This window comes from Thioclava sp. NG1 (genome assembly GCF_003122275.1).
In the GTDB taxonomy this organism is placed as follows: Bacteria; Pseudomonadota; Alphaproteobacteria; order Rhodobacterales; family Rhodobacteraceae; genus Thioclava; species Thioclava nitratireducens.
In genome coordinates this window covers 101375-124085 of the sequence record NZ_QFBB01000005.1, presented here as the reverse complement: position 1 = coordinate 124085, position 22711 = coordinate 101375, and the positions used below count along the sequence as shown (strand labels likewise).

Genomic DNA, 22711 nt, shown 5'->3' with positions numbered 1-22711 from the left:
GTCAGCTCATCCAGTTTCCGCCGTCGACATTGTAGGTCTGGGCGACGATGTATTCGGCCTCGTCCGAGGCGAGGAAAACGGCCATGCCGGTCAGGTCGGCGGCGGTCCCCATGCGGCCATAGGGGACGGACTCGCCGACCTCTTTTTTCTTCTGGCCCAGGGGTTTGTTCTCGTATTTCGCGAAGAAGGCATCGACGCCGTCCCAATGCTCGCCATCGACCACGCCGGGCGCGATCGCGTTCACGTTGATGCCATGTTCGATCAGGTTCAGCCCCGCCGATTGCGTAAGGCTGATGACGGCGGCCTTGGAGGCGCAATATACCGCGACCAATGCCTCGCCCCGACGTCCGGCCTGAGACGCCATGTTGATGATCTTGCCGCCACGGGCCTGCGCGATCATCTCCTTCGCCGCCGCCTGCATCATGAAGAGCGTGCCTTCGACGTTGATCTTGAAGACGCGGGCGTAATCCTCGCGGGTGATTTCCACGAGCGGCGCGGCGGTGAAGATCGCGGCGTTGTTGATCAGGATGTCGATCCCGCCCGAGGCGCGCATCTTCTCCATGGCGGCGTCGATGCTCGCCGCGTCGGTCACGTCGAGCTTGAGCGCGACCGCGCCGATCTCGGCCGCGGTGTCCTCGGCCCGCGCGATGTCGATATCGCCGATCACGACCTCCGCGCCTTCCGCGATGTATTTCTCCGCGAAAGCGCGGCCGATCCCACGGGCTGCCCCGGTGATCAGAGCGCGTTTGCCATTCAGTCGCATCAGATTGCCTGTCCTTGCGCGTCGAATTTGTGGAGTTGGTTGAGGTCGGGGGTCAGGTAGACCCTGTCGCCCGAATGCAGCCCGATCTCGCCACCGCCGCGCACGTTGATCACGCCATGCTTCGTTTCGACATGCAGGAACGTGTCGGAGCCCAAGTGCTCGGACACGCCGACCGTGCCCTCCCACGCGCCTTCGGTCGTCGAGACCTCGATATGCTCCGGGCGGATGCCGATGCTGTCGGCGCCGTATTTCGCAGCTTCGTCGCCCTCGATGAAGTTCATCTTCGGCGAGCCGATGAAGCCCGCGACGAACTTGTTGCGCGGCGAGCGATACAGTTCCAGCGGCGAGCCAACCTGTTCGATCCGGCCGGCCTGCAGCACGACGATCTTGTCGGCCATGGTCATCGCCTCGACCTGATCGTGGGTGACGTAGATCATCGTGGTCTTGAGCTTCTGGTGCAGTTCCGAGATCTCCAGCCGCATGTTCACCCGCAGCGCCGCATCGAGGTTCGACAGCGGTTCGTCGAAAAGGAACGCGGCCGGTTCGCGCACGATGGCCCGACCGATCGCGACGCGCTGGCGCTGACCGCCCGAAAGCTGGCCGGGGCGACGGTCGAGATAGTCGGTCAGGTTGAGGATGCGCGCGGCATTGTCGACCTTCTCCTTGGCCGCCGCCGCGTCCAGCTTTGCCATCTTCAGCGGGAAGGCGATGTTCTTGCGCACCGACATATGCGGGTAGAGCGCGTAGCTCTGGAACACCATCGCCAGACCGCGCTTGGCGGGGGGCAGGTCGCTCGAAGGTTGACCGTTGATCTCGATTTCGCCGCCCGAGACGTCTTCCAGACCCGCGATCAGGCGCAGAAGGGTGGATTTGCCGCAGCCCGAGGGGCCGACGAAGACGACGAACTCGCCTTCGTTGATTTCCAGATCGAGCGGCGGGATGACCTCGACATCGCCGAAGGCCTTGCGGACGCCCTTGAGGGTAATCTGTCCCATGGGTTTAGCTCCTTATTTCACGGCGCCGAAGGTCAGGCCACGCACCAGCTGTTTCTGGCTGAACCAGCCGAGGATCAGGATCGGTGCGATAGCCAGCGTCGAGGCGGCGGAGAGTTTCGCGTAGAACAGCCCTTCGGGGCTGGAATAGGCGGCAATGAAAGCGGTGAGGGGGGCGGCATTCGCCGCCGTCAGGTTCAGCGTCCAGAAGGCTTCGTTCCAGGCGAGGATCACGTTGAGCAGAAGCGTCGAGGCGATGCCGGGCACGGCCATCGGGGTCAGCACGTAGAGGATCTCGCCGCTCAAGGTCGCGCCATCCATACGGGCGGCCTCGAGGATGTCCTTCGGAATTTCCTTGAAATAGGTGAAGAGCATCCAGATCACGATCGGCAGGTTCATCAGGCACAGCACGATGACCAGACCGGTCCGGGTATCCAGCAGGCCCCAGTCGCGGAACATCAGGTAGATCGGGACGAGCACGCCCACGGCGGGCATCATCTTGGTGGACAGCATCCACATCAGCACGTCCTTGGTGCGCTTGCCCGGCACGAAGGCCATGGCCCAGGCCGAGGGGATCGCGACGATTAGCGCCAGCAGGGTGGAACCGAACGAGATCACCACCGAATTCATGAAGTGGCGGAAGTAGTTCGAGCGCTCCTGAACGAGATGGTAGCTGTCGACGGTCCAGGCCGAGGTCAGCACGTCCCACGGGGCCTTGATCGCGTCGCCCTCGGTCTTGAACGACAGGATGATCGTCCAGAGGATCGGGAAGAAGATCACTAAGGCCAGCGCCCATGCGATCACGGACATGATCGTGCGGCGGCGGTTGGAGATTTTGCGCGCCATTGGATTACGCCTCCAGGTTCTTGCCGATCATCCGCATCAGGAAGATCGCGACGATATTTGCGAGGATCACGGCGATCACACCGCCCGCGGCGCCTCCGCCCACGTCGAATTGCAACAGCGACTGGACATAGACGAGGTAGGTGAGCGTGGTGGACGCGTTGCCCGGCCCGCCATTCGTGGTCACGAGGATTTCCGCGAAGGTCGAGAGCAGGAAGATCGTCTGGATGAGGATCACCACGGTCGCGGCGCGCGCGAGGTGCGGCAGCATGATGTAGAAGAACCGCGACAGCGCGCCCGCGCCGTCCATCTCGGCGGCTTCCAGCTGCTCGGAATCCAGCGATTGCAGCGCGGTCAGCAGGATCAGCGTCGCGAAGGGCAGCCACTGCCATGCCACGATGATGGTGATCGAAAGCATCGGCGCATGGGCGAGAAAGTCATATGGCTGTAGCCCTATCGCCTTGGCGATATAGGCGAAAATGCCGTTCACCGGATTGTAGAGCATGTTCTTCCAGACCAGTGCGGACACGGTCGGCATGACGAAGAAGGGCGCGATCACGAGAACCCGCACGATGCCCTGGCCGAAGATCGGCTGATCGAGGAGCAGCGCCAGCAGGATGCCCCCGATCACGGTGATCAGCAGCACGCCCCCCACCAGCACCAAAGTGTTCTTGAGCGCAGTGAAGAAGGCGGGATCGGTGAGGAAGTAATAGTAATTGTCCCAGCCCACGAAGCCGCCCTGACCGGGCATCAGCAGGTTGTAGCGCTGGAACGAGAACCAGATCGTCATGCCCAGCGGCACGGCCATCCACATGAACAGCAGGATGACGGATGGCGAAATCATGAGACGCGCGGCAGAGCGCGAGGCTTGCGTGGACATCGGTCCGGCTCCGGTTATCGGAAGTTGAAAAAAGAGGCACGGGGCGGTCAGACCCAAAATGACCGCCCCGGCCGGGGAGGGGCCTGGTTACTTGATGTAACCGGCCTTCTTCATCTCGCGCTCGGTCAGGCTCTGTGCGTTTTGCAGTGCCTGATCGCCGGAGATTTGCCCTGCGAGCGCAGCCGAGAACTGCTGGCCGACGGCGGTGCCGATCGCCTGGAACTCGGGGATCGCGACGAACTGGACGCCGGTATAGGGAACCGGGTCGACCGTCGGATTGGTCGGGTCAGCCGCGTTGATCGAGTCCAGCGTCAGCTTCGCGAAGGGGGCCGCTTCGAGATATTTCGGGTTCTCGTAGAGCGAGGTACGGGTGCCCGGGGGCACGTTCGCCCAGCCCTCTTTCTCGGCCACGAGCTCGGTATAGTGCTTCGAGGTCGCCCATTCGATGAAGGTCTTCGCGGCGTCTTCCTTCTGGGTGCCCGCCGGAATCGCCAGCGACCAGGCCCAGAGCCAGTTCGCGCGCTTGTCGACGCCTTCCTTGTTCGGCGCGAGCGCGAAGCCGACCTTGTCGGCCACGGTCGAGTCCTTGGGGTTGGTCACGAAGGACGCAGCCACCGTGGCGTCGATCCACATGCCGCATTTGCCCTGCTGGAACAGTGCGAGGTTCTCGTTGAAGCCGTTGGCCGACGCGCCGGGCGGGCCGTATTTGTTCATCATGTCGAGGTAACGCGACATGGTCTCTTTCCACGGGGCCGTGTTGAATTGCGGCTGCCAGTTCTCGTCGAACCAACGTCCGCCCATCGAGTTGTCCATCGTGGTCAGGAAGGCGGCGTTCTCGCCCCAACCGGCCTTGCCGCGCAGACAGATGCCGTAGACTTCATTGTCCTTGTCGGTCATCGCGGCAGCGGCTTTTTCGATGTCGGACCAGGTCGGCTTCTCGGGCATTTCCATCCCGGCCTTTTCCATCAGGTCCTTGCGATACATCACGAAGGAGCTTTCGCCGTAGAAGGGCGCTGCATAGAGCTTGCCATCCACGGTAAGGCCCTTGCGGATCTGCGGCAGCAGGTCGTTCACGTCATAGCTGTCGGGCATGCCGTCGAGCGGCACGAGCCAGCCCTGCTTGCCCCAGATCGGAACCTCGTAGGTGCCGATGGTCAGCACGTCGAACTGGCCGCCCTTGGTGGCGATGTCGGTGGTGACCTTCTGGCGCAGGACGTTCTCTTCCAGCGTGACCCATTCCACCTTGATGTCGGGATGCTCGGCATAGAAGTCGTCCATCAGGCCCTGCATGCGGACCATATCGCCGTTGTTCACGGTTGCGACGGTGATGGTGGTCTCGGCTGCCGCAGCAGTCGCAAGCGCGCCGAGAGCACAGGCGCCCATGAGCGCCCGGATCGTATAAGTCATAGATTTCCTCCCTTGCGGTCTGAGCATATGCCCAAACTGTGAGAAAATATTCACAAACAGAACCCAAGCTGTCAATCAAGAATTACTGCGATGTCTTGATTTATTATGAACGCCGTCTCTAACGCCTTGTTTCGGCGTCAGTCTTCCAACAGGGCCTGAGCCGTCGGCTCGTCGGTCACGAGCCCGTTGAGAAGCCCGCCTTCCAGAGCGGCACGAATCGCGACCAGTTTCGAGCTGCCAGCGGCGATGCCGATCACCGGGGCGTCGCGCTTGGGCTCGATCCGGAACGAGCCGAAACGCGTCGTGGTGGGAGTGGTGATGTAGTTGCCCTGCGCATCGTAGAACGAGCCCACGAGCTCGCCCACGCCGCCCGCCGCGCGCAGCTCCTCGAGTTCGGCGAGGGTGACGAAGCCGTCCTTGTGCACCGGCGCGTCCTCGCCCAGCTGGCCGACGCCGACGAAGGTCGCATCCGCCTCCGCCGCGAGCCGCTTCACGGCCTGCACCGGCTTGAGCCGGTCGAACATCGCACGTTCCTCCACCGTTTCCGAGATCACCGGAACCAGCATCGGATAATGCGGCAGGCGCAGTTTGTCGGCCATCCGCATGATGACGTCATAGAACGAGGCAGAACCGTCCGGGGCGATGTTGCCGATCAGCGAGACGATCTTGTGCTCGGTCGCGGGGCGCTGCATCACCTCGTTCACCATCGCAGAGAGCGAGCGGCCCGTCCCGAAGGCGATCACCTGCGGCTCGGACCGTGCGAGGATCCGTTCGAGAAGCGTGGCGGCGAAAGCGGCGGTGGCCGTGGCCGGGTCGCCGCGTTCACCCAGCGACGGCGCGACGCGCACCGTCTGCAGCCCGAAGCGACGCATCAGCGCCGCTTCCAGTTCCAGACAGGCGCCGATCTTGTGCTCGATCCGCACCCGCACCAGTCCTTCTGAAACCGCGCGGCTCACCAGCCGCTGCGCGCGCTGGCGCGACACGCCAAGTTCGGCGGCGATCTGGTCCTGCGTCATGCCGCCGACGTAATAGAGCCATCCGGCCCGTGCCGCCTCGTCATCGCGCGAAGTTTCGGCCTCATTCATACGGCTCACGACTCTTTCTCCCTGATGAGTCCATTCTGGAAGAACTCGGTGAAATGCGCAAATTCGCGATGCGGACGGGCATCCTCGGGCGGCGTCAGGTCGCGCCCGGCTAGATGGCTGCCGCCGGTGAAACGCCAGACTTCCATCCCCGCCGCAAGCCCTGCACGAATGCCGTTGAGGCTGTCCTCGATCACCAGCGTGCGGGCAGGGGCCGCGCCCATCTTCTCCGCCGCGTGCAGGAACAGGTCGGGTGCGGGCTTTCCATGGGCGACCTCGCTCGCCGTGAACAGCCGATCGCCCACCCGGTCGCGCAGGCCTGCGATTTCCAGCGAGCGTTCGGCGCGCGGCAGGCTCGACGACGTGGCCACGCACCATGGCACGTCGAGTACATCCAGCACATCGGCCACGCCCTGAGTCACCCGCAGGTCCCGCTCGAACGCGTCGAGCAGACGCGCGCGATACTGCGCCTCGAACTCCTCCGGAAGATCAAGCCCGAACTCGGAGCGGATCTGCTTCATCACCGTGGGATAGGACCGGCCAAGGAAATGGAGCGCGACGTAATCGAGGTCGATATTCACCTGCAGCGTGGCCAGCTCGTCGATCAGCATCTGCGCCGAAATGATCTCGGAATCGATCAGCACCCCGTCGCAGTCGAAAATCACCAGATCGGTCATGGTTCCTCCCCCCTGTCATTCGCGCAGCGATAGCGTGCGAAACCGGGGATGGCCAGAGGCGGGAACGGTCTGTCAGACCATGGCCTCCTGCGCACCGATCCCGGTCACCCGAAGCACGATCGCGCCCGCGCCGAACAGGAAGACCGCCATCACGCCGAGCCAACCGACCCACGGGATGATCCAGATCAGCGCGCCGATCGCCGCGCCACCGAACGCCGCGAGGGCGCATTCGCCCGGCGTGACCGGCTGGCCGCGCCCGATCAGATCATGCAACCACGCGCCGATGACCCAGATCCCCACGATATAGCCGCCGAAGCCCAGCACCAGCACTCCGAGCAGCGAGAACGGCACCAGCACCAGCCCGATCACGGTCATCGCAAGCAGCAAGATCGACCCCACGAGCGCCGAGAGCCCGACGAACCCCGCAAGGCCCGCGCGCAAGGGATGGGCGAGGCTGCGCCGGCGCATGCGGTCCATCAAGCCCGGCGCGAAGACCGCGAGAAGCGTGGCCACGATCCCGACCACGAGCACGCCGCCCAGCCAGTCGCGGATCTCGATCAGGTAATTGCGCGCCGGGGCAGGGCGTGCCTTCGCCTCTTCGAATTCCTTCGCCTGATGAATGCTCACCCGTTCGGCCGGGGCGACGCTGGAGGGGACGGTCACCTCACCGGGCGTGTCGGTATAGACCTGAACCTTGCCTGTGACCGTCGCGCCATCGCCCCAGGTGACGGTCTTTGTTCCCAGCACGAGATCGCCCGAAATTTCGGCGTCGATCAGCGCCTCGTCGGCGCCGATGACCGCGCTGCCCGCGACAGGAGCCTCGAGCCGAACCTGCTGCCCCATCGCGCGCAGGTTGCCCGAGATCGTTCCCTTGACGGTGAGCGCCTGACCCGCGAGCGTCGCCGCACCCGCGACCGGGGCCGCGAGGTCGATATCCTGACCCGCCGCATAAAGGTCGCCGCCCACCCGTGCGCCGATCACGATATTCTGGCCCGCGAGATGCGCCGCGCCCGTGATCGGGCTACCCATAGTGACGTGCTGACCAGCGGCGAAAAGATCGTGGATGTTCTCACCCGTGGCACTCACGGTTCGGCCCGCGAGATAGGCGTCGCCGCCGAAGCGCCAGTCTTGAGTTTCCTCGGCCGCCGCGACCGAGGCGGCCAGAGCGACAGCGAGGCAGGCGAGGGATTTGACGAGGAAATTGCGCGACATAACCGGGGCCTTCCAGCGAAATTGACGATGGGGAAGTGTAACACCAATCGTTCACGGCCACGTGACATAGCTCAATACGGGCATAAAAACCTGCGATTTACGCATGTGAAAAGGGGCGCCCCTTCCGGAGCGCCCCTTCCCATAGATCCCTGAAGCGGGAACGGCTGATTACATCATGCCGCCCATGCCGCCCATGCCGCCCATGTCGGGGGCACCGCCAGCGCCTTTCGGCTCCGGCTTCTCGGCGATCATCGCTTCGGTGGTGATCAGCAGGCCAGCAACCGAGGCCGCGTCTTCGAGCGCGGTGCGGGTCACTTTCGCCGGGTCGATCACGCCGAACTCGAACATGTTGCCGTACTCTTCGGTCTGCGCGTTGAAGCCGAAGTTCAGGTCGTCGCTCTCGCGGACCTTGCCGGCCACGACAGCACCGTCCACACCGGCGTTCTCTGCGATCTGACGCAGCGGCGCTTCGAGGGCGCGCTTGACGATCGCGATACCGGCTTCCTGGTCGGAGTTCGCACCGGAGAGACCGGCGAGCACTTTCGCGCCCTGAACGAGGCTGACGCCACCGCCGACAACGATGCCTTCCTGAACGGCCGCACGGGTCGCGTTCAGAGCGTCGTCCACACGGTCCTTGCGCTCTTTCACTTCGACTTCGGTCATGCCGCCGACGCGGATGACAGCCACGCCACCGGCCAGTTTCGCGACGCGCTCTTGCAGCTTCTCGCGGTCGTAGTCCGAGGTGGTTTCCTCGATCTGGGTGCGGATCTGGCTGACGCGCGCTTCGATCTCGGCCTTGTCACCAGCGCCTTCGACGATGGTGGTGTCGTCCTTGGTGATGCTCACCTTCTTGGCGGTGCCCAGCATGTCCATGCCGACGTTCTCGAGCTTCATGCCGAGGTCTTCCGAGATCACCTGGCCGCCGGTCAGGATCGCGATGTCCTGCAGCATGGCCTTGCGGCGGTCGCCGAAGCCCGGTGCTTTCACGGCTGCGATCTTAAGGCCGCCGCGCAGCTTGTTGACCACGAGGGTCGCGAGCGCTTCGCCTTCGACGTCTTCAGCGATGATGAGGAGCGGCTTTTGCGACTGGATGACCTGCTCGAGGAGCGGCACCATCGGCTGCAGCGACGAGAGTTTCTTCTCGTGGAGCAGGATGTAGCAGTCTTCGAGTTCCGCGACCATCTTGTCGGGGTTGGTCACGAAGTAGGGCGACAGGTAGCCACGGTCGAACTGCATACCTTCGACGACTTCGACTTCGGTCTCCATGCCGCGGGCTTCTTCCACGGTGATGACGCCGTCATTGCCGACTTTCTGCATCGCGTTGGCGATCATTTTGCCGATGGCTTCTTCGCCGTTCGCCGAGATGGTGCCGACCTGAGCGACTTCGTCCGAGTCCTTGACCGGGCGAGCAGCGCTCTTGATCGCGTCGACGACTTTCGAGGTCGCGAGATCGATGCCGCGCTTGAGGTCCATCGGGTTCATGCCAGCGGCCACGGCTTTCAGGCCGTCCTTGACGATCGCCTGAGCGAGCACGGTGGCGGTGGTGGTGCCGTCGCCAGCCTCGTCATTGGTGCGCGAGGCGACTTCTTTCACCATTTGCGCGCCCATATTCTCGAACTTGTCCGAAAGTTCGATCTCTTTGGCGACCGACACACCGTCTTTGGTGATGCGCGGCGAACCGAACGACTTTTCGATGACGACGTTGCGGCCTTTCGGGCCCAGCGTGACCTTCACCGCGTCGGCGAGGATGTTGACGCCGTCGAGCATACGATCGCGGGCGTCGGTGGAGAATTTCACGTCCTTGGCTGCCATGTTTGTTGGCTCCTTGACTGAGTTGTTCTTGGGATATCAGGGCATCTCGGTAAGGGCAGGGCGCCTTACGAGATGATGCCCATGATGTCGCTTTCTTTCATGATGAGCAGCTCTTCGCCGTCGAGGGTCACTTCCGTGCCCGACCACTTGCCGAAGAGAACGCGGTCGCCAGCTTTGACGCCCGGTGCGATCAGCTCGCCCGATTCCTTGCGCGCGCCGTCACCCACTGCGACGACTTCACCCTCTGCGGGCTTTTCCTTCGCGCTGTCGGGGATGATCAGGCCACCCTTGGTTTTTTCTTCGCTCTCCACGCGCTTGACCAGCACACGGTCATGAAGCGGTTTGAATGCCATCTGGGTCACTCCCTAAAGGTTCCAGGTTCGAAAACTTTTAGCACTCGTTATTGGTGAGTGCTAACGATGGCGGAGTTAGTCACTGAGGCGGGCGGCTGTCAATAACCGAAAAGCGAATTTTTTGCGTCAATTCGAACGATCGGGGCGCGGCGATTTCGCCTCTATGCGGAACGCATATCGCGTGGCACTCTCGCCCTCATGAAATTCGCCAAGCTCCTTCGGCCTTTGCTGGCCCCCGCGCTTTCTCTCTGCCTCGCACTACCCGCATGGGCGGAGTGCCGCGGCACGAATATCTTTGACGCGCTGCCCAAGGCCGAGCAGGAGGCGCTGACCGCCGCCGCCGATTCCGCGCCCTTCTCTCGCGGATTGCTGTTCTCTGCAACCAAGGGTACGGAAAAGATCACGCTGGCCGGCACCTACCATCTTCCCGATCCGCGTCATGACAAGCTGGTCGGGGCGCTCTCGAAGGCGCTCGAGAAAGCGTCGCGGCTGCTGGTGGAGGCGGGCCCGGACGAGCAGGCGCGGCTGGAGCACGCGATCCAGACCGACCCGACGCTGATGTTCTCGACCGGCAAGACCCTGCCACAGATGATGTCCGAGCAGGACTGGAACATGACCAAGGCGGCGCTCGCGGCCCATGGGATGCCCGCTTTCCTCGCCGCCAAGATGCGCCCCGCTTTCGTCGCGATGACGCTGTCGCTGCCGCCCTGTGCCACGGCCGAGCTCGCCAAGGGGGAGGGCGGTCTGGACCTGCAGGTAATGACGCAGGCCGAGGCCGACGGCGTGCCGGTCGAGGCGCTGGAGCCGTGGGACACTGTCTTCAAGCTGTTCAACGGCATCACCGAGACCGAGGCGCTGGAAATGCTCCGCGCGGCAGTGATCGGCGCGCCCTTGGCTGACGATATGGGCGTGACGATGGGCGATCTCTATTTCCGGGGCGAACCGCGCCTGATCTGGGAACTGGCGCGCGAACAGGCCGTCACGGCAGGCATGAATGCCGATGAGGTCGAGCGCCAGATGAAGCTCTCCGAGGATCTGCTGATGGTCGCCCGCAACCGCAACTGGCTGCCCAAGATCGAAGCCGCGGCGAAGCAGGGGCCGGTCGTGGTCGCGGTGGGCGCGCTGCACCTTTCGGGTAAAGAGGGGTTGTTGCGGTTGCTCGAGAAGGACGGCTGGAGCATCGAGCGGCTCGATAGCTGAGACGTCGAAATGCAGTTTGCCCCGGGGCGACCCGCCCCGGTCCGCGCCTGTCCGGTTGCTCGCTTGCGGCTCTTTCCGCATCGCCAGACCCCTAGGTGACAAGCCCAGACACAGCGCCTATAACCTGCGCCGACAGTTGATTATCCGAGAGGATCTCCCCATGACGATTAAGGTTTTCGGCCACAAGGCCCCCGACACCGACTCGACCGGCTCGCCCATTGCCTGGGCGTGGTATCTCAACGAAGTCAAAGGCACCCCGGCCAAGCCCTGCCTGCTGGGAGAGCCCAATACCGAGGCGGCTTTCGTCATCGAGCATTGGGGCCTCGACAAGCCCGAGATCATCTCTGACGTGGAAGAAGGCGAGGACGTGGTCGTCGTCGACACCAACAACCCCGCCGAGCTGCCGAGCGGTATCAACGCGGCCAACGTCATCCAGATCATCGATCACCACAAGCTGACCGGCGGGATCGAGACCAAGGGTCCGATCGACATCACGATGCGCCCGCTCGCCTGCACCGCGACCATCCTCTACGATCTGATGGGCGACGACGTGGCGAAAGCGCCGCGCGGCATCAAGGGCGCGATGCTCAGCTGCATCCTGTCGGATACGCTGGAATTCCGCTCGCCCACCACGACCGATCACGACCGCGCCGTCTGCGACGCGCTGGCGAGCGATCTGGGCATCGACATGCACGAGCTGGCCGAGAAGATGTTCGAAGCGAAATCGGACGTCTCCGCCTTCACCGATGCAGAACTGCTGCGGATGGATTCCAAGGAATACCCGGTCGACGGCACGACCTTCCGCGTTTCCGTGCTGGAGACCACCGCGCCGAAGATGGTGCTGGACCGGAAGGCCTCGCTGATGACCTCGATGGAAGAGGTCGCGAAGGAAGACGGCGTCGATCAGGTGCTCCTGTTCGTGATCGACATCCTGAAGGAAGAGGCGACGCTGCTGGTGCCGAACGATCTGGTGAAGGGCGTGGCCGAGAAGAGCTTCGACGCCACGGTCGAGGGCGACACGGTGGTGCTGCCCGGCGTTATGAGCCGCAAGAAGCAGATCATCCCGTCGCTCAAGGTCTGAGCTTTCGGGATTTGAGATAGGGAAGGGGTGTCCGGTCGGGCGCCCCTTTTTCTTATTTGGTCGCCCAGTTCGGGCGCAATCGCGAAGCGGGAGCATTTTGCTCTGGCGCGGGGCGACCAGCCCCGGGCCGCGCCCGAGCCTCCCCCGGGAGGGCGCATTGGCGGTGTCATCGCGTGCACGACCGATCTTCGGGCTTGCGAGATAAACTGCCAAGCCACCCGCCGATCGAAGCGCCCAACCGAGGCTCAGGCCCGCCCCTCAGTGCCTCATTCCTCCATCGTCCCCGTCTCGACAAACCGCTGGTGCCAGCTCAGCGCCTCGCCCAGCAGGTTCGGGGCATGATTGGCGAAGCTGCCCTTCTTGGCGCGCTCGAAATAGTCCCGCAGCATCGGGCGATAGGCGGGATGGGCGCAGGTCTCGATGATCGTCTCGGCACGCTGCTTCGGAGACAGCCCGCGCAGATCGGCCAGACCCTGCTCGGTCACAATTACCTGCACGTCCTGCGCGATGTGATCGACATGGGCGGCCATCGGCACGATCGCCGAAATCTTACCACCTTTGGCGACCGACGGAGTCATGAAGATCGAGACATAGCCGTTGCGCGCGAAATCGCCCGAACCGCCGATGCCGTTCTGGATCTTCGAGCCCATCACATGTGTCGAGTTCACGTTGCCATAGATATCCGCTTCGATCAGCCCGTTCATCGCGATGCAGCCCAATCGGCGCACCAGCTCTGGATGGTTCGAGATTTCCTGCGGGCGCAGGATCAGCTTGTCGCGGAAATAGGCGGCGTTGTCGTTGAAATACTGCGCCTTCTCGGGCGAGAGCGAAAAGGCGGTAGCCGAGGCCATGCGCAGCTTGCCCGCCTCGATCATGTCGAGCATCCCGTCTTGAATGACCTCGGTGAAGGCGGTCATCTGGTCGAAGGGGGCCTCGATCAGCCCGGCCATCACCGCGTTCGGCACGTTGCCCACGCCGGATTGCAGCGGCAGCAGCCCGCGTGGCAGGCGGCCCTTTTTCACCTCGTTGCCGAGAAAGTCGAGGATATGGCCCGCAATCGCCTCGGCCACCGCATCGGGCGGGCTGAAGGGCGCGTTGCGGTCGGGCGCGTCGGTCTCGACCACGGCCACGACTTTCTCGGGATCGACCTCGAAATAGGTCTGGCCGATGCGGTCGTCAGGCTTCACCAGCGGGATCGGCACGCGGTTCGGGGGCAGGGCGGTGCCGTAATAGATGTCATGCATCCCCTCCAGCATCGGTGACTGCCAGCGGTTCACTTCGAGGATGATCTTGTCAGCGCAGTCGAGCCACGTCTTGTTATTGCCGACCGAGCTCGACGGGATCAGCTTGCCGTCCTCGGTGAAGCCGGAAATCTCGATCACCGCCGTGTCGAGCTTGCCCATGAACCCCATCCACGCCATCGGCGCGACCTGGCTCAGGTGCATGTCGAAATATTTCATCTGACCCGCATTGATCCGCTCGCGCGCGATCGGGTCGGAATTGTAGGGCAGGCGGAATTCGATCCCGTCGGCCTTGGCCAGAGCGCCGTCCAGCTCGGGGCCCGTCGAAGCGCCCGACCAGATCTTCACCTTGAACGGGCGGCCCGCCGCGTGCTCGGCCTCGATCCGGGAAGCGAGCGCCATCGGCACCGCCTTGGGATAGCCCGAGCCGGTGAAGCCCGACATGCCGATCGTCGCGCCATTGTCGATCAGGGCGGCGGCGTCTTCGGCGGACATCACCTTGGCGGCGAGCCCGGCATGGGCTTTGCGGATCGTGTGGTTCATGAGCAAGCGCCTCCTTCGCGATGGTTCGGTCGCGATGGCGCGGAGCGGGGCTCCTCTCTGCCTCGCATCGCCGCGCGACCTCGTGTTCCGCTGACGAGGAACGCGAGGTTGCGCGGGATGTCCATGTTTGGCCGGTATGCGATGGACGCATGACTGATGTCGCTGGGCGCATGGCGTAGATTTTGGGGCCGGGAGCGTTGAGATCAGGCTTCGACAAACCCCATCGAAATCAGGGCTTGGGCGAAATCGTCGTCGGTGAAGGGCTTGATCAGTATTTTGCCTTCAGGGAAACCATCCATCATCACGGATTTTTCATCATAGCCGGTCGAATAGAGGATTGGCACCGCGCGTTCGCGCAGCGCCTTGGCAGCTTCCAGCGAGGTTTCGTCGCCGAGATTGATGTCGAGCAGCGCCATCGAGATATCGTTGCCGCCAGCGATGTGCTGCAACGCTTCATCGACGGTGCCGAAGATGACCACGTCGCGCGCACCGAATTCGCTTAGCATCGCGGCCGCGTCATAGGCCACGATCATTGCGTCTTCGAGAACCAGCGCGGTGCCGTCGATCCGAGGTGGCGCACAAAGAGTCACGAGGACCGCCTAGCCGCGCGGCGGGCATCGCTTGCGCGATTCTCGCTTCGTTCGTGCTGGATATTCCGGGGCATCAGCATCCTGTCCTTGCAGATAACTGCGTTCGAAGGGGGGAAGGGATCGTAGTTGATCCGGCGTCGCATCTGAAATTTAGGCGTCAGTCCCGGTCGACGGTGCGCTGAGAGGCCTCGTGAACCTTAATGCACGTCATAATCTTCGGGGTCATTTAACTATGACATACCTTCGCAATTCGTCTAGCCGCTTGTTTCCGGCTCTACAAAGCATCGTGAACGCCTGTCGGCGGAAACGTGAGGCAAATATCGGGAAACACTCGCTTCCTCCCGAAGATCGAAAGGAACCCGCCAAGGCCATCCGCGTTGCCTTATGACGCAAAAGTGAGCCAAGGCATGACAAGTAACTGTAGAAATTGCCCCTTCGTCGATAATCCCGCCTTCATGGCGCCGGATCCGGGTGAAGAAGCGATCACTGAAGCCGCCCGGGCGGGCGAGCTGCGGATGCCCTCGGGCCAGGCCGTGGTGATGGAAGGGAACGAGCCGCAGCGCTTTTTCACTCTGCTCGAGGGTCAGGCGATGCGCTACCGGATGCTGGAAGACGGACGGCGGCAGGTGCTCAATTTCCTCTTTCCCGGCGATCTGATCGGTCTCGACGCGATCATGATGGGAGTGGCCTCGCATACGACCGAGGCGCTGACGCCGGTGAAGCTCAGCGTATTCGACCGCAGACAGGTCTGGGAACTGTTCTCGAAAATGCCGCAGCGCGCGATGATGCTGACATGGCAGGTCGCGCGCGAAGAGCATTTCCTCGGCGATGCGCTGGTGACGGTTGGCCAGCGCTCGGCGCGCGAGGCACTCGCATGGGCCTTCGTGACGCTCTACGAGCGCGGCATGCAGACCGGGCTGGTGCGCGATGGCAAGATGCCATTCCCCGTCCGCCAGCAGGATCTTGCGGATGCGCTTGGGCTGTCCCTGGTTCACACCAACAAGACCCTCGCCCGCCTGCGCAGCGAAGGGTTGGTTCAGTGGGCGCAGGGGATTCTCCAACTGCCAGATCTGGAAAAGCTCGCCGACATAGGAGTCGTCGAGCTCGGAGCCGGGAAGCCACGCTACTATTTGTAGTGGCGTAATTCCCCAGCCCGACCGCAGCCGCACACCGATTCTCGAAGCTTTTCACATAGGCGAAAAGCGATTTTTCGCAGGGTGACGCCGAGGAATACCGGAAAAGATCTGCAGCGATGTCCTATGACGTAGCGCGTTCATCGGTTTCGCGGCAGATGCTGGCTTTCCTCGAATAAGTTAACAAAACGGAACCGAGCAAGCTTGGAAGACCTGTCTCGAAAATCTGACTTCGCCAATCTGGCGGACGTTTCCCATTCGCAACGCGCGGTGCCCGTGGGCGCGGCGCTTCTGCCCGAGTCCACGCCGCTGATCGCGCGGATCGAGCGCGGCATCGCCATGCGCTATACTCTGATCGAAGACGGGCGTCGGCAGGTCGAGGCGCTGGTTTATCCCGGCGATCTCTGCGGCCTCACGAGCGTGCTGCACGGCCCCGGGGCGAGTTACTACGAGGCGCTCACGCCGGTGATACTGTCGAGCTTCGATCCGGCCGATCTGCGCCAACCCGCGATCAACGGCCCAGATCGCGACACTGCGCTTCTTTGGCTGATGACGCGCGAACTGACGCGGCTTTCGGGCTGGCTGGCCTCCGTCGGGCAGCGCAACGCCAACGAGGGCATCGCCTGGTTCGTGATGCACGCATGGGAGCGCGCCGAGGCGGTCGGTCTGATCGAGAAGGACAGCGCCCCGTTCCCCTTCGCCCAGCAGGTCGTGGCAGATTCCCTCGGGCTCTCGCTGGTGCATACCAACAAGACGATCCGCCGTCTGCGCGATCAGGGGCTCTTCCGCATCTCCGGCGGGCGCGTACGGATTTCCTCGCTTCCGGCGCTGCGTCGGGCGGCCGCTCTCTAAGCTCTTCCCTGTCGCCCAAACGACGCGCTGCGACCTTGTTTGGCGCCGGTCCGACACAGCGCCCAGGAGGGCCAGATCCGGCTTCCAAAGCGAGTCCCGCACCCGGCGACGCCCCTCACATCCGGCGTGACCTCAAGCGCGCGTGATCGGCTAAGTTGCTCATTTTGCTCACGGATCGCTCACCGCCGTATCACAAGCGCGAGAGATTGGCCCGTTTGCCCCTGTGTTTCGATGCGCGCGTTCAAGCCCAACCCCCTTTATTTATTGGGAATTTTTTCGTGTGTCGCAGGACTGTGATGGAAATTGTGCATATATTTCATATGTTTGCGGCTGTTCCTGCGACAATTTGTCAAGACCGATTGACCTCAAGGGCGCTGCCCTAGAGTGGAAGGCAACGCGCGGGATGGGAGCCCTCGCGGCCTCCCCCGAGAGACCCCTATGCCCCCGCGCCAAGAAGAGGGAATAGGAAAGGTATTTCCGTGTTGTTTGAAAAAATCTACAAGCGGCCCAGCCGCCTCGCTGCCCCGGTCCTGTTGACCGTCGCGGCTGCATGGCTGTCAGGTTGCGCGGAGAACGGGGTGATGACCCCGCTCGGGCCGGTCGCGGCCGGAGAACGCGCGCACTTGATCAGCTTCTTTCTCTGGATGCTGCCCATCACGTTGCCGATCCTGATCGGTACGCCGTGGATCGCGATGCGCTATCGCCGCCGTGGCGGCAAGGGCAAGTACGACCCGAACTGGGCACACTCGGTTGGGGCGGAAGTCGTGATCTGGGGCGGTGCCACGCTCACCTTCCTCATCGTCGGCTGGCTCACCTGGGGCCACGTGCAGGGCGAAGACCCCTACAAGCCGACGGGCAAGGACCCGATGCATGTGAAGGTCATCGGTTCCGAGTGGAAATGGATGTTCATCTATCCCGGCAAGGTCGCCGCCGTGAACCGGCTGGTTCTTCCCGAGAACACCCCGGTCGAGTTCGACCTGACCGCGACCGGCGCGATGCAGAGCTTCTGGATTCCGCGTCTCGCGGGCCAGATCTACGCGATGCCCGGCATGAAGACGAAGATGAACCTGACCACCTCGGAGAACCCGTCGCAGACCTATGGCTTCAATAGCCAGTTCAACGGCGCGGCTTTCCCGCTCAACAAGTTCGAAGTGGACGTGGTGAGCCAGGATCAGTTCAACGCCTTCCTGCAAGAGCCCAAGCACCCCTTCGCCCAGCTCGAGAAGCAGTTCAAGAAAACCGCGACCTGGTCGGGGCCTGAACTCTTCGAGCCGCCGGAGACCGGTTTCTGGGACAAGGTGGCTATGAACCCCGACATGCTGACCGATGGTGGCGCCGCCATCCTTCCCGACAACGCGCCCGAGCAGAAACAGATCGATGACGCGATCCGCGACGAGCTGCATGTCTCGCAAATTCAACCTCAAGGGGACGCGCAATGAGTATTCTTGGTAGTCTCGACTGGAACGATATCTTCATCGTTCCCTTCTTTACGGAGCCGTCTCTGTCCACCGGGATCGCGGCCGGCGCCGGCGGCGTCGTCGTGCTCGGCGCGCTCGCGGTCATGGTTCTGCTGACCGTCAAAGGCTGGTGGAAACCGCTCTGGTCCAACTGGATCACTACGCTCGATCACAAGAAGATCGGCGTCATCTACATCGTTCTTGCCCTGATCATGCTGATCCGCGGCGTGCTTGAGGCGGTCGTGATGCGCGCCCAGCAGGTCTCGCCCGCACCGGGCTTCCTGTCGGTCGAACACCATGCAGAGCTGTTCTCGACCCACGGCACGATCATGATCTTCTTCGTGGCGATGCCCTTCCTGACCGGCGTCATCAACGTCGTCATGCCGCTCCAGATCGGTGCGCGCGACATGGAGTTCCCCTTCATGAACGCGGTTTCGCTCTGGCTGTCGATCGGCGGTGCGGCGCTCGTGATGGCCTCGCTCGTCGTCGGTCACTTCGAGACCGGCGGTTGGACCGCTTACCCGCCCTACACGGGCATCAAGCTGTCGCCGAACGAGGGCGTGGATTACTGGATCTGGTCGCTGGGCCTGACATCGGTGGGCTCGACGCTTTCCGGCATCAACTTCCTCGTGACGATCTACAAGCAGCGTGCCCCCGGCATGAAACTGTTCGACATGTCGATCTTCGCCTGGGCGACGCTGTGCACCGCGATCCTGATGATCTTCGCGATGATGCCGCTGACGGTGGCCTCGCTGATGCTGGCGCTTGACCGTCAGGCGGGCTTCCACTTCTTCACCGCCACCCAAGGCGGGAACATGATGAACTTCGCCAACATGTTCTGGCTGTTCGGTCACCCGGAAGTCTACATCCTGATCCTGCCGGCCTTCGGCGTGTTCTCGGAAGTCATCCCGACCTTCTCGGGCAAGAAGATCTACGGCTACACCTCGCTGGTCTGGGCCACCATTGCCATCGCAGTGTTGTCCTTCACCGTCTGGGTGCACCACTTCTTCACGATGGGCCAGACGGCCAACCTGAACGCGATCTTCGGGATCGCCACGATGACGATCGGCGTGCCGACGGGCGTGAAGGTCTTCAACTGGATGCTGACGATGTGGCGCGGCAAGCTGCGGTTCTCGACCGCGATGCTGTTCTCCACCGGCTTCATCTTCACCTTCGTGATCGGCGGGATCACGGGCGTCATGCTCGCCAACCCGACGATCGACTTCGCAACCCACAACTCGCTGTTCCTGGTGGCGCACTTCCACAACATGCTCATCCCGGGCCTGCTGTTCGGTATGTTCGCGGCCGTGAACTTCTGGTTCCCGCTCTGCTTCGGCTTCCGCCTGGACGAGAAATGGGGCCGTCGCAGCTTCTGGCTGTGGATGATCGGCTTCTACGGGGCCTTCATGCCGCTCTACGCGATCGGTCTGATGGGCGCGCCGCGCCGCATGGCCTTCTTCACCGAGCCGGCCTACTTCCCGTGGCTGGTGATCGCGATGCTCGGCGCGCTCTGCGTGCTGGCGGGGCTGACCGCGCAGGTCATCCAGATCTGGGTCTCGGTCAAGAACCGTGAGAGCCTGATGGTGCCGGCGGGCGATCCGTGGGACGGTCGTGGTATCGAATGGTCGCTGGGCTGCCCGGTGCCGGAATACGACTTCACCACCATTCCCGCGATGACCTCGCGCGAGCCGTGGGTCGATGCGAAGGAAGCGGGCAAGCGGATCATGGATCCGACCGAGTTCGTCGACATCCATCTGCCGAAGCCGACCGGTATGCCCTTCCTCGTGGGCCTCGTCGCGACGCTCTTCGCGTTCGCCATGATCTTCCAGATGTGGCTGATCGCGGCGGTGGGCTTCGTGGCCATGTGGGTGCTGGTGCTGATCCGCTCCTACGACACCGATTGGGAAGAAACCATCACTGCGGAAGAACTGCGCGAGGGCTATGAAGCCCATAAGCGCCTCGTCGAAACCACGCCGCAAATCCGGCTCGACGATGAGTTCACCACCAAGAACCGCGGCCTGATCATGGAGACGCAGGTATGAGTGCAACTATGAGCAACACGGGGGCAGCGCACGCTGCCTCCCACGATCACGGCCATCACGACAAGACGGGCACGGTGATCTTCGGCTTCTGGATCTTCCTGATGTCGGATCTCATCGCCTTCTCGCTGATGATCGCCAACTACGCCGATGCCGAATGGCACGGCATCGCGAACGGGCCGAGCCCGCATGAGCTGTTCAGCCTCGGCCTGCCCACGATCGAGACGATGGCGCTGCTGATCTCGACCTTCACCTTCGGCATCTGCACGCTGGGGATGAAATACGGCGCGTCGATGAAGCGCACCGTGGGCTGGCTCGTCCTGACGCTGGCGCTCGGCGCGATCTTCCTCGGGATCGAACTCTACGAATTCCACGAGTTCTGGACCGAGGGCAACACGCCGCAAGTGTCGGGCTTCCTGACCGCCTATTACTCGCTGGTGGGGCTGCACGGTCTGCACGTCACCTCGGGTATCATCTGGGGCATCCTGCTGATGGTTCAGATGAAGACCTTCGGGATGAACGACCTGATCAAGTCGCGCCTCGTGCGTCTGGGCCTGTTCTGGCACATGCTGGACATCGTCTGGATCGCGCTGTTCACGAAAGTCTACCTGATGGGGGTGCTGTGATGGACTATATCAACTCCGACGTCGGCATGGACTCGGCTGAGTACAAGCACGACATGGCGCGCTATGTCTGGGGCTTCGCCCTCTCGGTGGTCCTGACGCTCGCAGGCGTCGTGATCGTCGCGGGCGGCATGTTCTCGGTCGGTGTCGCATGGTCCCTCGTGGGGCTGCTCGGCATCGCGCAGCTGGTGATCCAGTTCTGGGCCTTCATGCACCTCGATTTCTCGAAAGAGGCGCGGCCGGACCTGTATCTGGTGCTGTTCACCTTCCTGCTCATCATCCTTATGGCCGCGGGCACCGTCTGGGTGCTGGCCGATCTGGCAAGCCGGATGGGTATGGGCGCCGGCAGCATGTGAGCCGAGGGGCCGGGGCCTTCGGTCCCGCGCCGCCAAGACAAAAAGAAACGCGGGCAGCGAAAACTGCCCGCGTTTTTTCATGTCCGCCTTTGCTGCGCGGTTACATCGGGAAAAGCTGGTAGCCTTGGCTCTCGAGCACCGGAACCGCCGCCAGCGCGGAGAGCGCCACATCCACATTCGGCCCGACCTGATCCTCGCTGAAGCCGTGATCGGCCAGCGCCTGCCCGCAGACGTAGAGCGTGACGCCTGCCTCCGCGAGCTCCTTCTTGAGCTTCGTGTCTGGATCATCGTTGCCGAATTTCTTCTTATACGCTTCCGGCGAGAGGGCGAGCTTGGTCGCCGCGCCGTGCAGCACCACCGCGAACTTGCGATGCTCCTTGTCGACGCCCGCATTGCCGTAGACGTTGACCGCGCGGGCGACATGCCAGAGCGCCGCGTTCACGCCGTCTTCCATCGTCTTGTCGCCGCCGACGTCGAAGACGATCTTCCAGTCCTTTTTCGGGTCAGGGGTCAGCGCGCCATCGGGCACGGGATGCATCTTGCCGTAATCCTTCACGACCGGGTGGATCCATTCGGTCTGACCGGAGCCGGTTCCGGGATCGTCCGAGGCGGCATAGGCCATGGTGCTGCCAAGCGCGATCGCGGCGAAATAGGGGATGACGAGGCGGGCGGGATAGCGCATCGGGAAACTCCTCGGATTGCAGGTGCCTTCGGGCTGCGAAATCGCAGCTCAGGGACAATCCGGAGACGGGGGCGCACGTTCCTCTACGATTTCTCACGCGCGATCCAGTTTTTGTGAGCGCAGGTTCGGGCGCGAGAACGCAAAGAAAAACGCCGCTCGAATAAGCGGCGTTCAGGGTGGTCTAGACGGTGAAGGGGGGGCTCAGGAGCCCCAGTGCCGCACCGGACCGCAATCCATATGCACGAAGTTCGAGCGCGAGTACTTGCCCACGCCGCCGGCATGGCAGGCGGTCGCTGCCTTGTACATCTGGCTGACCGAGCGCGACTTCAGCCGCAGGTCCATCGCCAGCCCCTTCATGTGCAGCGAGTTCTTCGCGACGCCTTTCGAGCGGGCGCGCAGCATCGCGTTGGTCTTGGGCGAGCGGTAGCCCGAGAGCAGCATGTAAGGTTCGTTCGATTCCATCAGGTTGTGTGCGGCCGCCGCGATGTCCACGGTGCGCGCGTCGATGTTTTTCAGCTGGTTGGTGCGCCAGTCGCGGGCGAAGTAGGTGATTTCCTTCAGCGCGTCCGGGATATACTCGCCTTCGATCCAGTAAACGGTGTCGAGCGTCTCGCCGGTACGACCGTTATACATCTTGATCCGTCGGATATCCCCAGCGCCCTTGAGTAGACCGAAAGCGTTACTCATGGTGGGGGCTGCCGTCACCATGGTCGCAGCAAATGCGCCCAGAAGGCCGCGCCGGGAAATCGTCGTCATAGCAAGTTCCTGTGTTCGCCTGTCTCTCGATTTGCCCGCCCTGTTTCGGGCGGTTGAGGGATGGTAGACCCAAACTTCTCACTTCTTATGGCATAGACCGATTAATCGATAAAGAACGGAACTGATGCATCTTTGCC

General features: G+C 62.9%; 22 protein-coding genes. 8 read left to right on the top strand and 14 right to left on the bottom strand.

Annotation, left to right across the window (positions count from 1 at the left end; all coding sequences use genetic code 11):
- Nucleotide 1: 1 nt before the first annotated feature.
- The 10 genes from DEM26_RS11215 to groES form a co-directional block, all read right to left on the bottom strand.
- Nucleotides 2–766, bottom strand: coding sequence for an L-iditol 2-dehydrogenase (locus DEM26_RS11215; RefSeq protein ID WP_075774603.1), 765 nt, complete (start codon nt 764–766; stop codon nt 2–4).
- Nucleotides 763–1758, bottom strand: coding sequence for an ABC transporter ATP-binding protein (locus DEM26_RS11210; RefSeq protein ID WP_109172426.1), 996 nt, complete (start codon nt 1756–1758; stop codon nt 763–765). Before DEM26_RS11210 ends, DEM26_RS11215 begins: the two co-directional genes overlap by 4 nt.
- Before the next feature lie 12 nt (nt 1759–1770).
- Nucleotides 1771–2601, bottom strand: a complete 831-nt coding sequence (locus DEM26_RS11205; protein ID WP_109172425.1) for a carbohydrate ABC transporter permease — start codon at nt 2599–2601, stop codon at nt 1771–1773.
- A 4-nt stretch (nt 2602–2605) separates the two neighbouring features.
- Entirely contained in the window at nt 2606–3478 is an 873-nt protein-coding gene (locus DEM26_RS11200; protein ID WP_075774606.1) for a carbohydrate ABC transporter permease, read from the bottom strand.
- An 87-nt stretch (nt 3479–3565) separates the two neighbouring features.
- Complete coding sequence (locus tag DEM26_RS11195) at nt 3566–4885, bottom strand: ABC transporter substrate-binding protein (protein WP_075774607.1); 1320 nt, start codon at nt 4883–4885, stop codon at nt 3566–3568.
- Nucleotides 4886–5022: 137 nt separating this feature from the next.
- Nucleotides 5023–5970, bottom strand: coding sequence for a sugar-binding transcriptional regulator (locus tag DEM26_RS11190; protein ID WP_088725030.1), 948 nt, complete (start codon nt 5968–5970; stop codon nt 5023–5025).
- Between the two features lie 5 nt (nt 5971–5975).
- Nucleotides 5976–6644, bottom strand: coding sequence for an HAD family hydrolase (locus DEM26_RS11185; RefSeq protein ID WP_109172424.1), 669 nt, complete (start codon nt 6642–6644; stop codon nt 5976–5978).
- A 72-nt stretch (nt 6645–6716) separates the two neighbouring features.
- On the bottom strand, nt 6717–7856 hold the full coding sequence (locus DEM26_RS11180) for a hypothetical protein (protein ID WP_109172423.1): 1140 nt from the start codon (nt 7854–7856) through the stop codon (nt 6717–6719).
- 168 nt (nt 7857–8024) lie between these two features.
- On the bottom strand, nt 8025–9668 hold the full coding sequence (gene groL, locus DEM26_RS11175; protein WP_075774611.1) for a chaperonin GroEL: 1644 nt from the start codon (nt 9666–9668) through the stop codon (nt 8025–8027).
- Nucleotides 9669–9733: 65 nt separating this feature from the next.
- Nucleotides 9734–10021, bottom strand: a complete 288-nt coding sequence (groES, locus tag DEM26_RS11170; protein WP_075774612.1) for a co-chaperone GroES — start codon at nt 10019–10021, stop codon at nt 9734–9736.
- 198 nt (nt 10022–10219) lie between these two features.
- On the opposite strand from groES, the gene DEM26_RS11165 reads away from it, so the two are divergent.
- Both DEM26_RS11165 and DEM26_RS11160 read left to right on the top strand, forming a co-directional pair.
- Nucleotides 10220–11221: a TraB/GumN family protein gene (locus DEM26_RS11165; protein WP_077701191.1), complete on the top strand. Its 1002-nt coding sequence runs from the start codon at nt 10220–10222 to the stop codon at nt 11219–11221.
- Between the two features lie 160 nt (nt 11222–11381).
- Entirely contained in the window at nt 11382–12302 is a 921-nt protein-coding gene (locus DEM26_RS11160; protein ID WP_075774613.1) for a manganese-dependent inorganic pyrophosphatase, read from the top strand.
- Nucleotides 12303–12568: 266 nt separating this feature from the next.
- On the opposite strand, the gene DEM26_RS11155 is transcribed toward DEM26_RS11160, so the two are convergent.
- Nucleotides 12569–14086 carry an acetyl-CoA hydrolase/transferase family protein gene (locus DEM26_RS11155; RefSeq protein ID WP_109172422.1) on the bottom strand — a complete coding sequence of 506 codons (1518 nt, stop codon included), beginning with the start codon at nt 14084–14086 and terminating at the stop codon, nt 12569–12571.
- Between the two features lie 203 nt (nt 14087–14289).
- Nucleotides 14290–14676: a response regulator gene (locus DEM26_RS11150; protein WP_143597886.1), complete on the bottom strand. Its 387-nt coding sequence runs from the start codon at nt 14674–14676 to the stop codon at nt 14290–14292.
- 407 nt (nt 14677–15083) lie between these two features.
- Between DEM26_RS11150 and DEM26_RS11145 the strand changes: the two genes are divergently transcribed.
- From DEM26_RS11145 to DEM26_RS11120, 6 genes are all read left to right on the top strand, one after another.
- Entirely contained in the window at nt 15084–15812 is a 729-nt protein-coding gene (locus DEM26_RS11145) for a Crp/Fnr family transcriptional regulator (RefSeq protein ID WP_233243082.1), read from the top strand.
- Between the two features lie 201 nt (nt 15813–16013).
- Entirely contained in the window at nt 16014–16661 is a 648-nt protein-coding gene (locus DEM26_RS11140; protein WP_075774617.1) for a Crp/Fnr family transcriptional regulator, read from the top strand.
- 479 nt (nt 16662–17140) lie between these two features.
- Nucleotides 17141–18100 carry a cytochrome c oxidase subunit II gene (locus DEM26_RS11135; protein ID WP_146194457.1) on the top strand — a complete coding sequence of 320 codons (960 nt, stop codon included), beginning with the start codon at nt 17141–17143 and terminating at the stop codon, nt 18098–18100.
- Nucleotides 18097–20160, top strand: coding sequence for a cbb3-type cytochrome c oxidase subunit I (locus tag DEM26_RS11130; RefSeq protein WP_088718822.1), 2064 nt, complete (start codon nt 18097–18099; stop codon nt 20158–20160). The genes DEM26_RS11135 and DEM26_RS11130 overlap by 4 nt, the downstream gene beginning before the upstream one ends.
- An 8-nt stretch (nt 20161–20168) precedes the next feature.
- The gene (locus DEM26_RS11125) at nt 20169–20783 is read left to right on the top strand and encodes a cytochrome c oxidase subunit 3 (protein ID WP_199224666.1); all 615 of its coding nucleotides are present in this window, start codon (nt 20169–20171) and stop codon (nt 20781–20783) included.
- On the top strand, nt 20783–21136 hold the full coding sequence (locus DEM26_RS11120; RefSeq protein ID WP_077701192.1) for a cytochrome o ubiquinol oxidase subunit IV: 354 nt from the start codon (nt 20783–20785) through the stop codon (nt 21134–21136). Before DEM26_RS11125 ends, DEM26_RS11120 begins: the two co-directional genes overlap by 1 nt.
- A gap of 100 nt (nt 21137–21236) precedes the next feature.
- Here the strand turns inward: DEM26_RS11120 and DEM26_RS11115 are convergent, their stop codons facing one another.
- Both DEM26_RS11115 and DEM26_RS11110 read right to left on the bottom strand, forming a co-directional pair.
- Nucleotides 21237–21818, bottom strand: coding sequence for a DsrE family protein (locus tag DEM26_RS11115; protein ID WP_109172419.1), 582 nt, complete (start codon nt 21816–21818; stop codon nt 21237–21239).
- A gap of 201 nt (nt 21819–22019) precedes the next feature.
- Entirely contained in the window at nt 22020–22574 is a 555-nt protein-coding gene (locus DEM26_RS11110) for a YcbK family protein (RefSeq protein ID WP_075774621.1), read from the bottom strand.
- Between the last annotated feature and the right edge of the window lie 137 nt (nt 22575–22711).

Excerpts from the sequence above, each read along its gene's own strand:
- DEM26_RS11160 (WP_075774613.1), top strand. The coding sequence starts at position 11,382 with ATGACGATTAAGGTTTTCGGCCACAAGGCCCCCGACACCGACTCGACC.
- DEM26_RS11120 (WP_077701192.1), top strand. The coding sequence starts at position 20,783 with ATGGACTATATCAACTCCGACGTCGGCATGGACTCGGCTGAGTACAAG.
- groES (WP_075774612.1), bottom strand. The coding sequence starts at position 10,021 with ATGGCATTCAAACCGCTTCATGACCGTGTGCTGGTCAAGCGCGTGGAG.
- DEM26_RS11210 (WP_109172426.1), bottom strand. The coding sequence starts at position 1,758 with ATGGGACAGATTACCCTCAAGGGCGTCCGCAAGGCCTTCGGCGATGTC.
- DEM26_RS11125 (WP_199224666.1), top strand. The coding sequence starts at position 20,169 with ATGAGCAACACGGGGGCAGCGCACGCTGCCTCCCACGATCACGGCCAT.
- DEM26_RS11185 (WP_109172424.1), bottom strand. The coding sequence starts at position 6,644 with ATGACCGATCTGGTGATTTTCGACTGCGACGGGGTGCTGATCGATTCC.
- groL (WP_075774611.1), bottom strand. The coding sequence starts at position 9,668 with ATGGCAGCCAAGGACGTGAAATTCTCCACCGACGCCCGCGATCGTATG.
- DEM26_RS11195 (WP_075774607.1), bottom strand. The coding sequence starts at position 4,885 with ATGACTTATACGATCCGGGCGCTCATGGGCGCCTGTGCTCTCGGCGCG.
- DEM26_RS11205 (WP_109172425.1), bottom strand. The coding sequence starts at position 2,601 with ATGGCGCGCAAAATCTCCAACCGCCGCCGCACGATCATGTCCGTGATC.
- DEM26_RS11130 (WP_088718822.1), top strand. The coding sequence starts at position 18,097 with ATGAGTATTCTTGGTAGTCTCGACTGGAACGATATCTTCATCGTTCCC.
- DEM26_RS11200 (WP_075774606.1), bottom strand. The coding sequence starts at position 3,478 with ATGTCCACGCAAGCCTCGCGCTCTGCCGCGCGTCTCATGATTTCGCCA.
- DEM26_RS11165 (WP_077701191.1), top strand. The coding sequence starts at position 10,220 with ATGAAATTCGCCAAGCTCCTTCGGCCTTTGCTGGCCCCCGCGCTTTCT.
- DEM26_RS11155 (WP_109172422.1), bottom strand. The coding sequence starts at position 14,086 with ATGAACCACACGATCCGCAAAGCCCATGCCGGGCTCGCCGCCAAGGTG.
- DEM26_RS11190 (WP_088725030.1), bottom strand. The coding sequence starts at position 5,970 with ATGAATGAGGCCGAAACTTCGCGCGATGACGAGGCGGCACGGGCCGGA.
- DEM26_RS11145 (WP_233243082.1), top strand. The coding sequence starts at position 15,084 with ATGACAAGTAACTGTAGAAATTGCCCCTTCGTCGATAATCCCGCCTTC.
- DEM26_RS11115 (WP_109172419.1), bottom strand. The coding sequence starts at position 21,818 with ATGCGCTATCCCGCCCGCCTCGTCATCCCCTATTTCGCCGCGATCGCG.
- DEM26_RS11110 (WP_075774621.1), bottom strand. The coding sequence starts at position 22,574 with ATGACGACGATTTCCCGGCGCGGCCTTCTGGGCGCATTTGCTGCGACC.
- DEM26_RS11180 (WP_109172423.1), bottom strand. The coding sequence starts at position 7,856 with ATGTCGCGCAATTTCCTCGTCAAATCCCTCGCCTGCCTCGCTGTCGCT.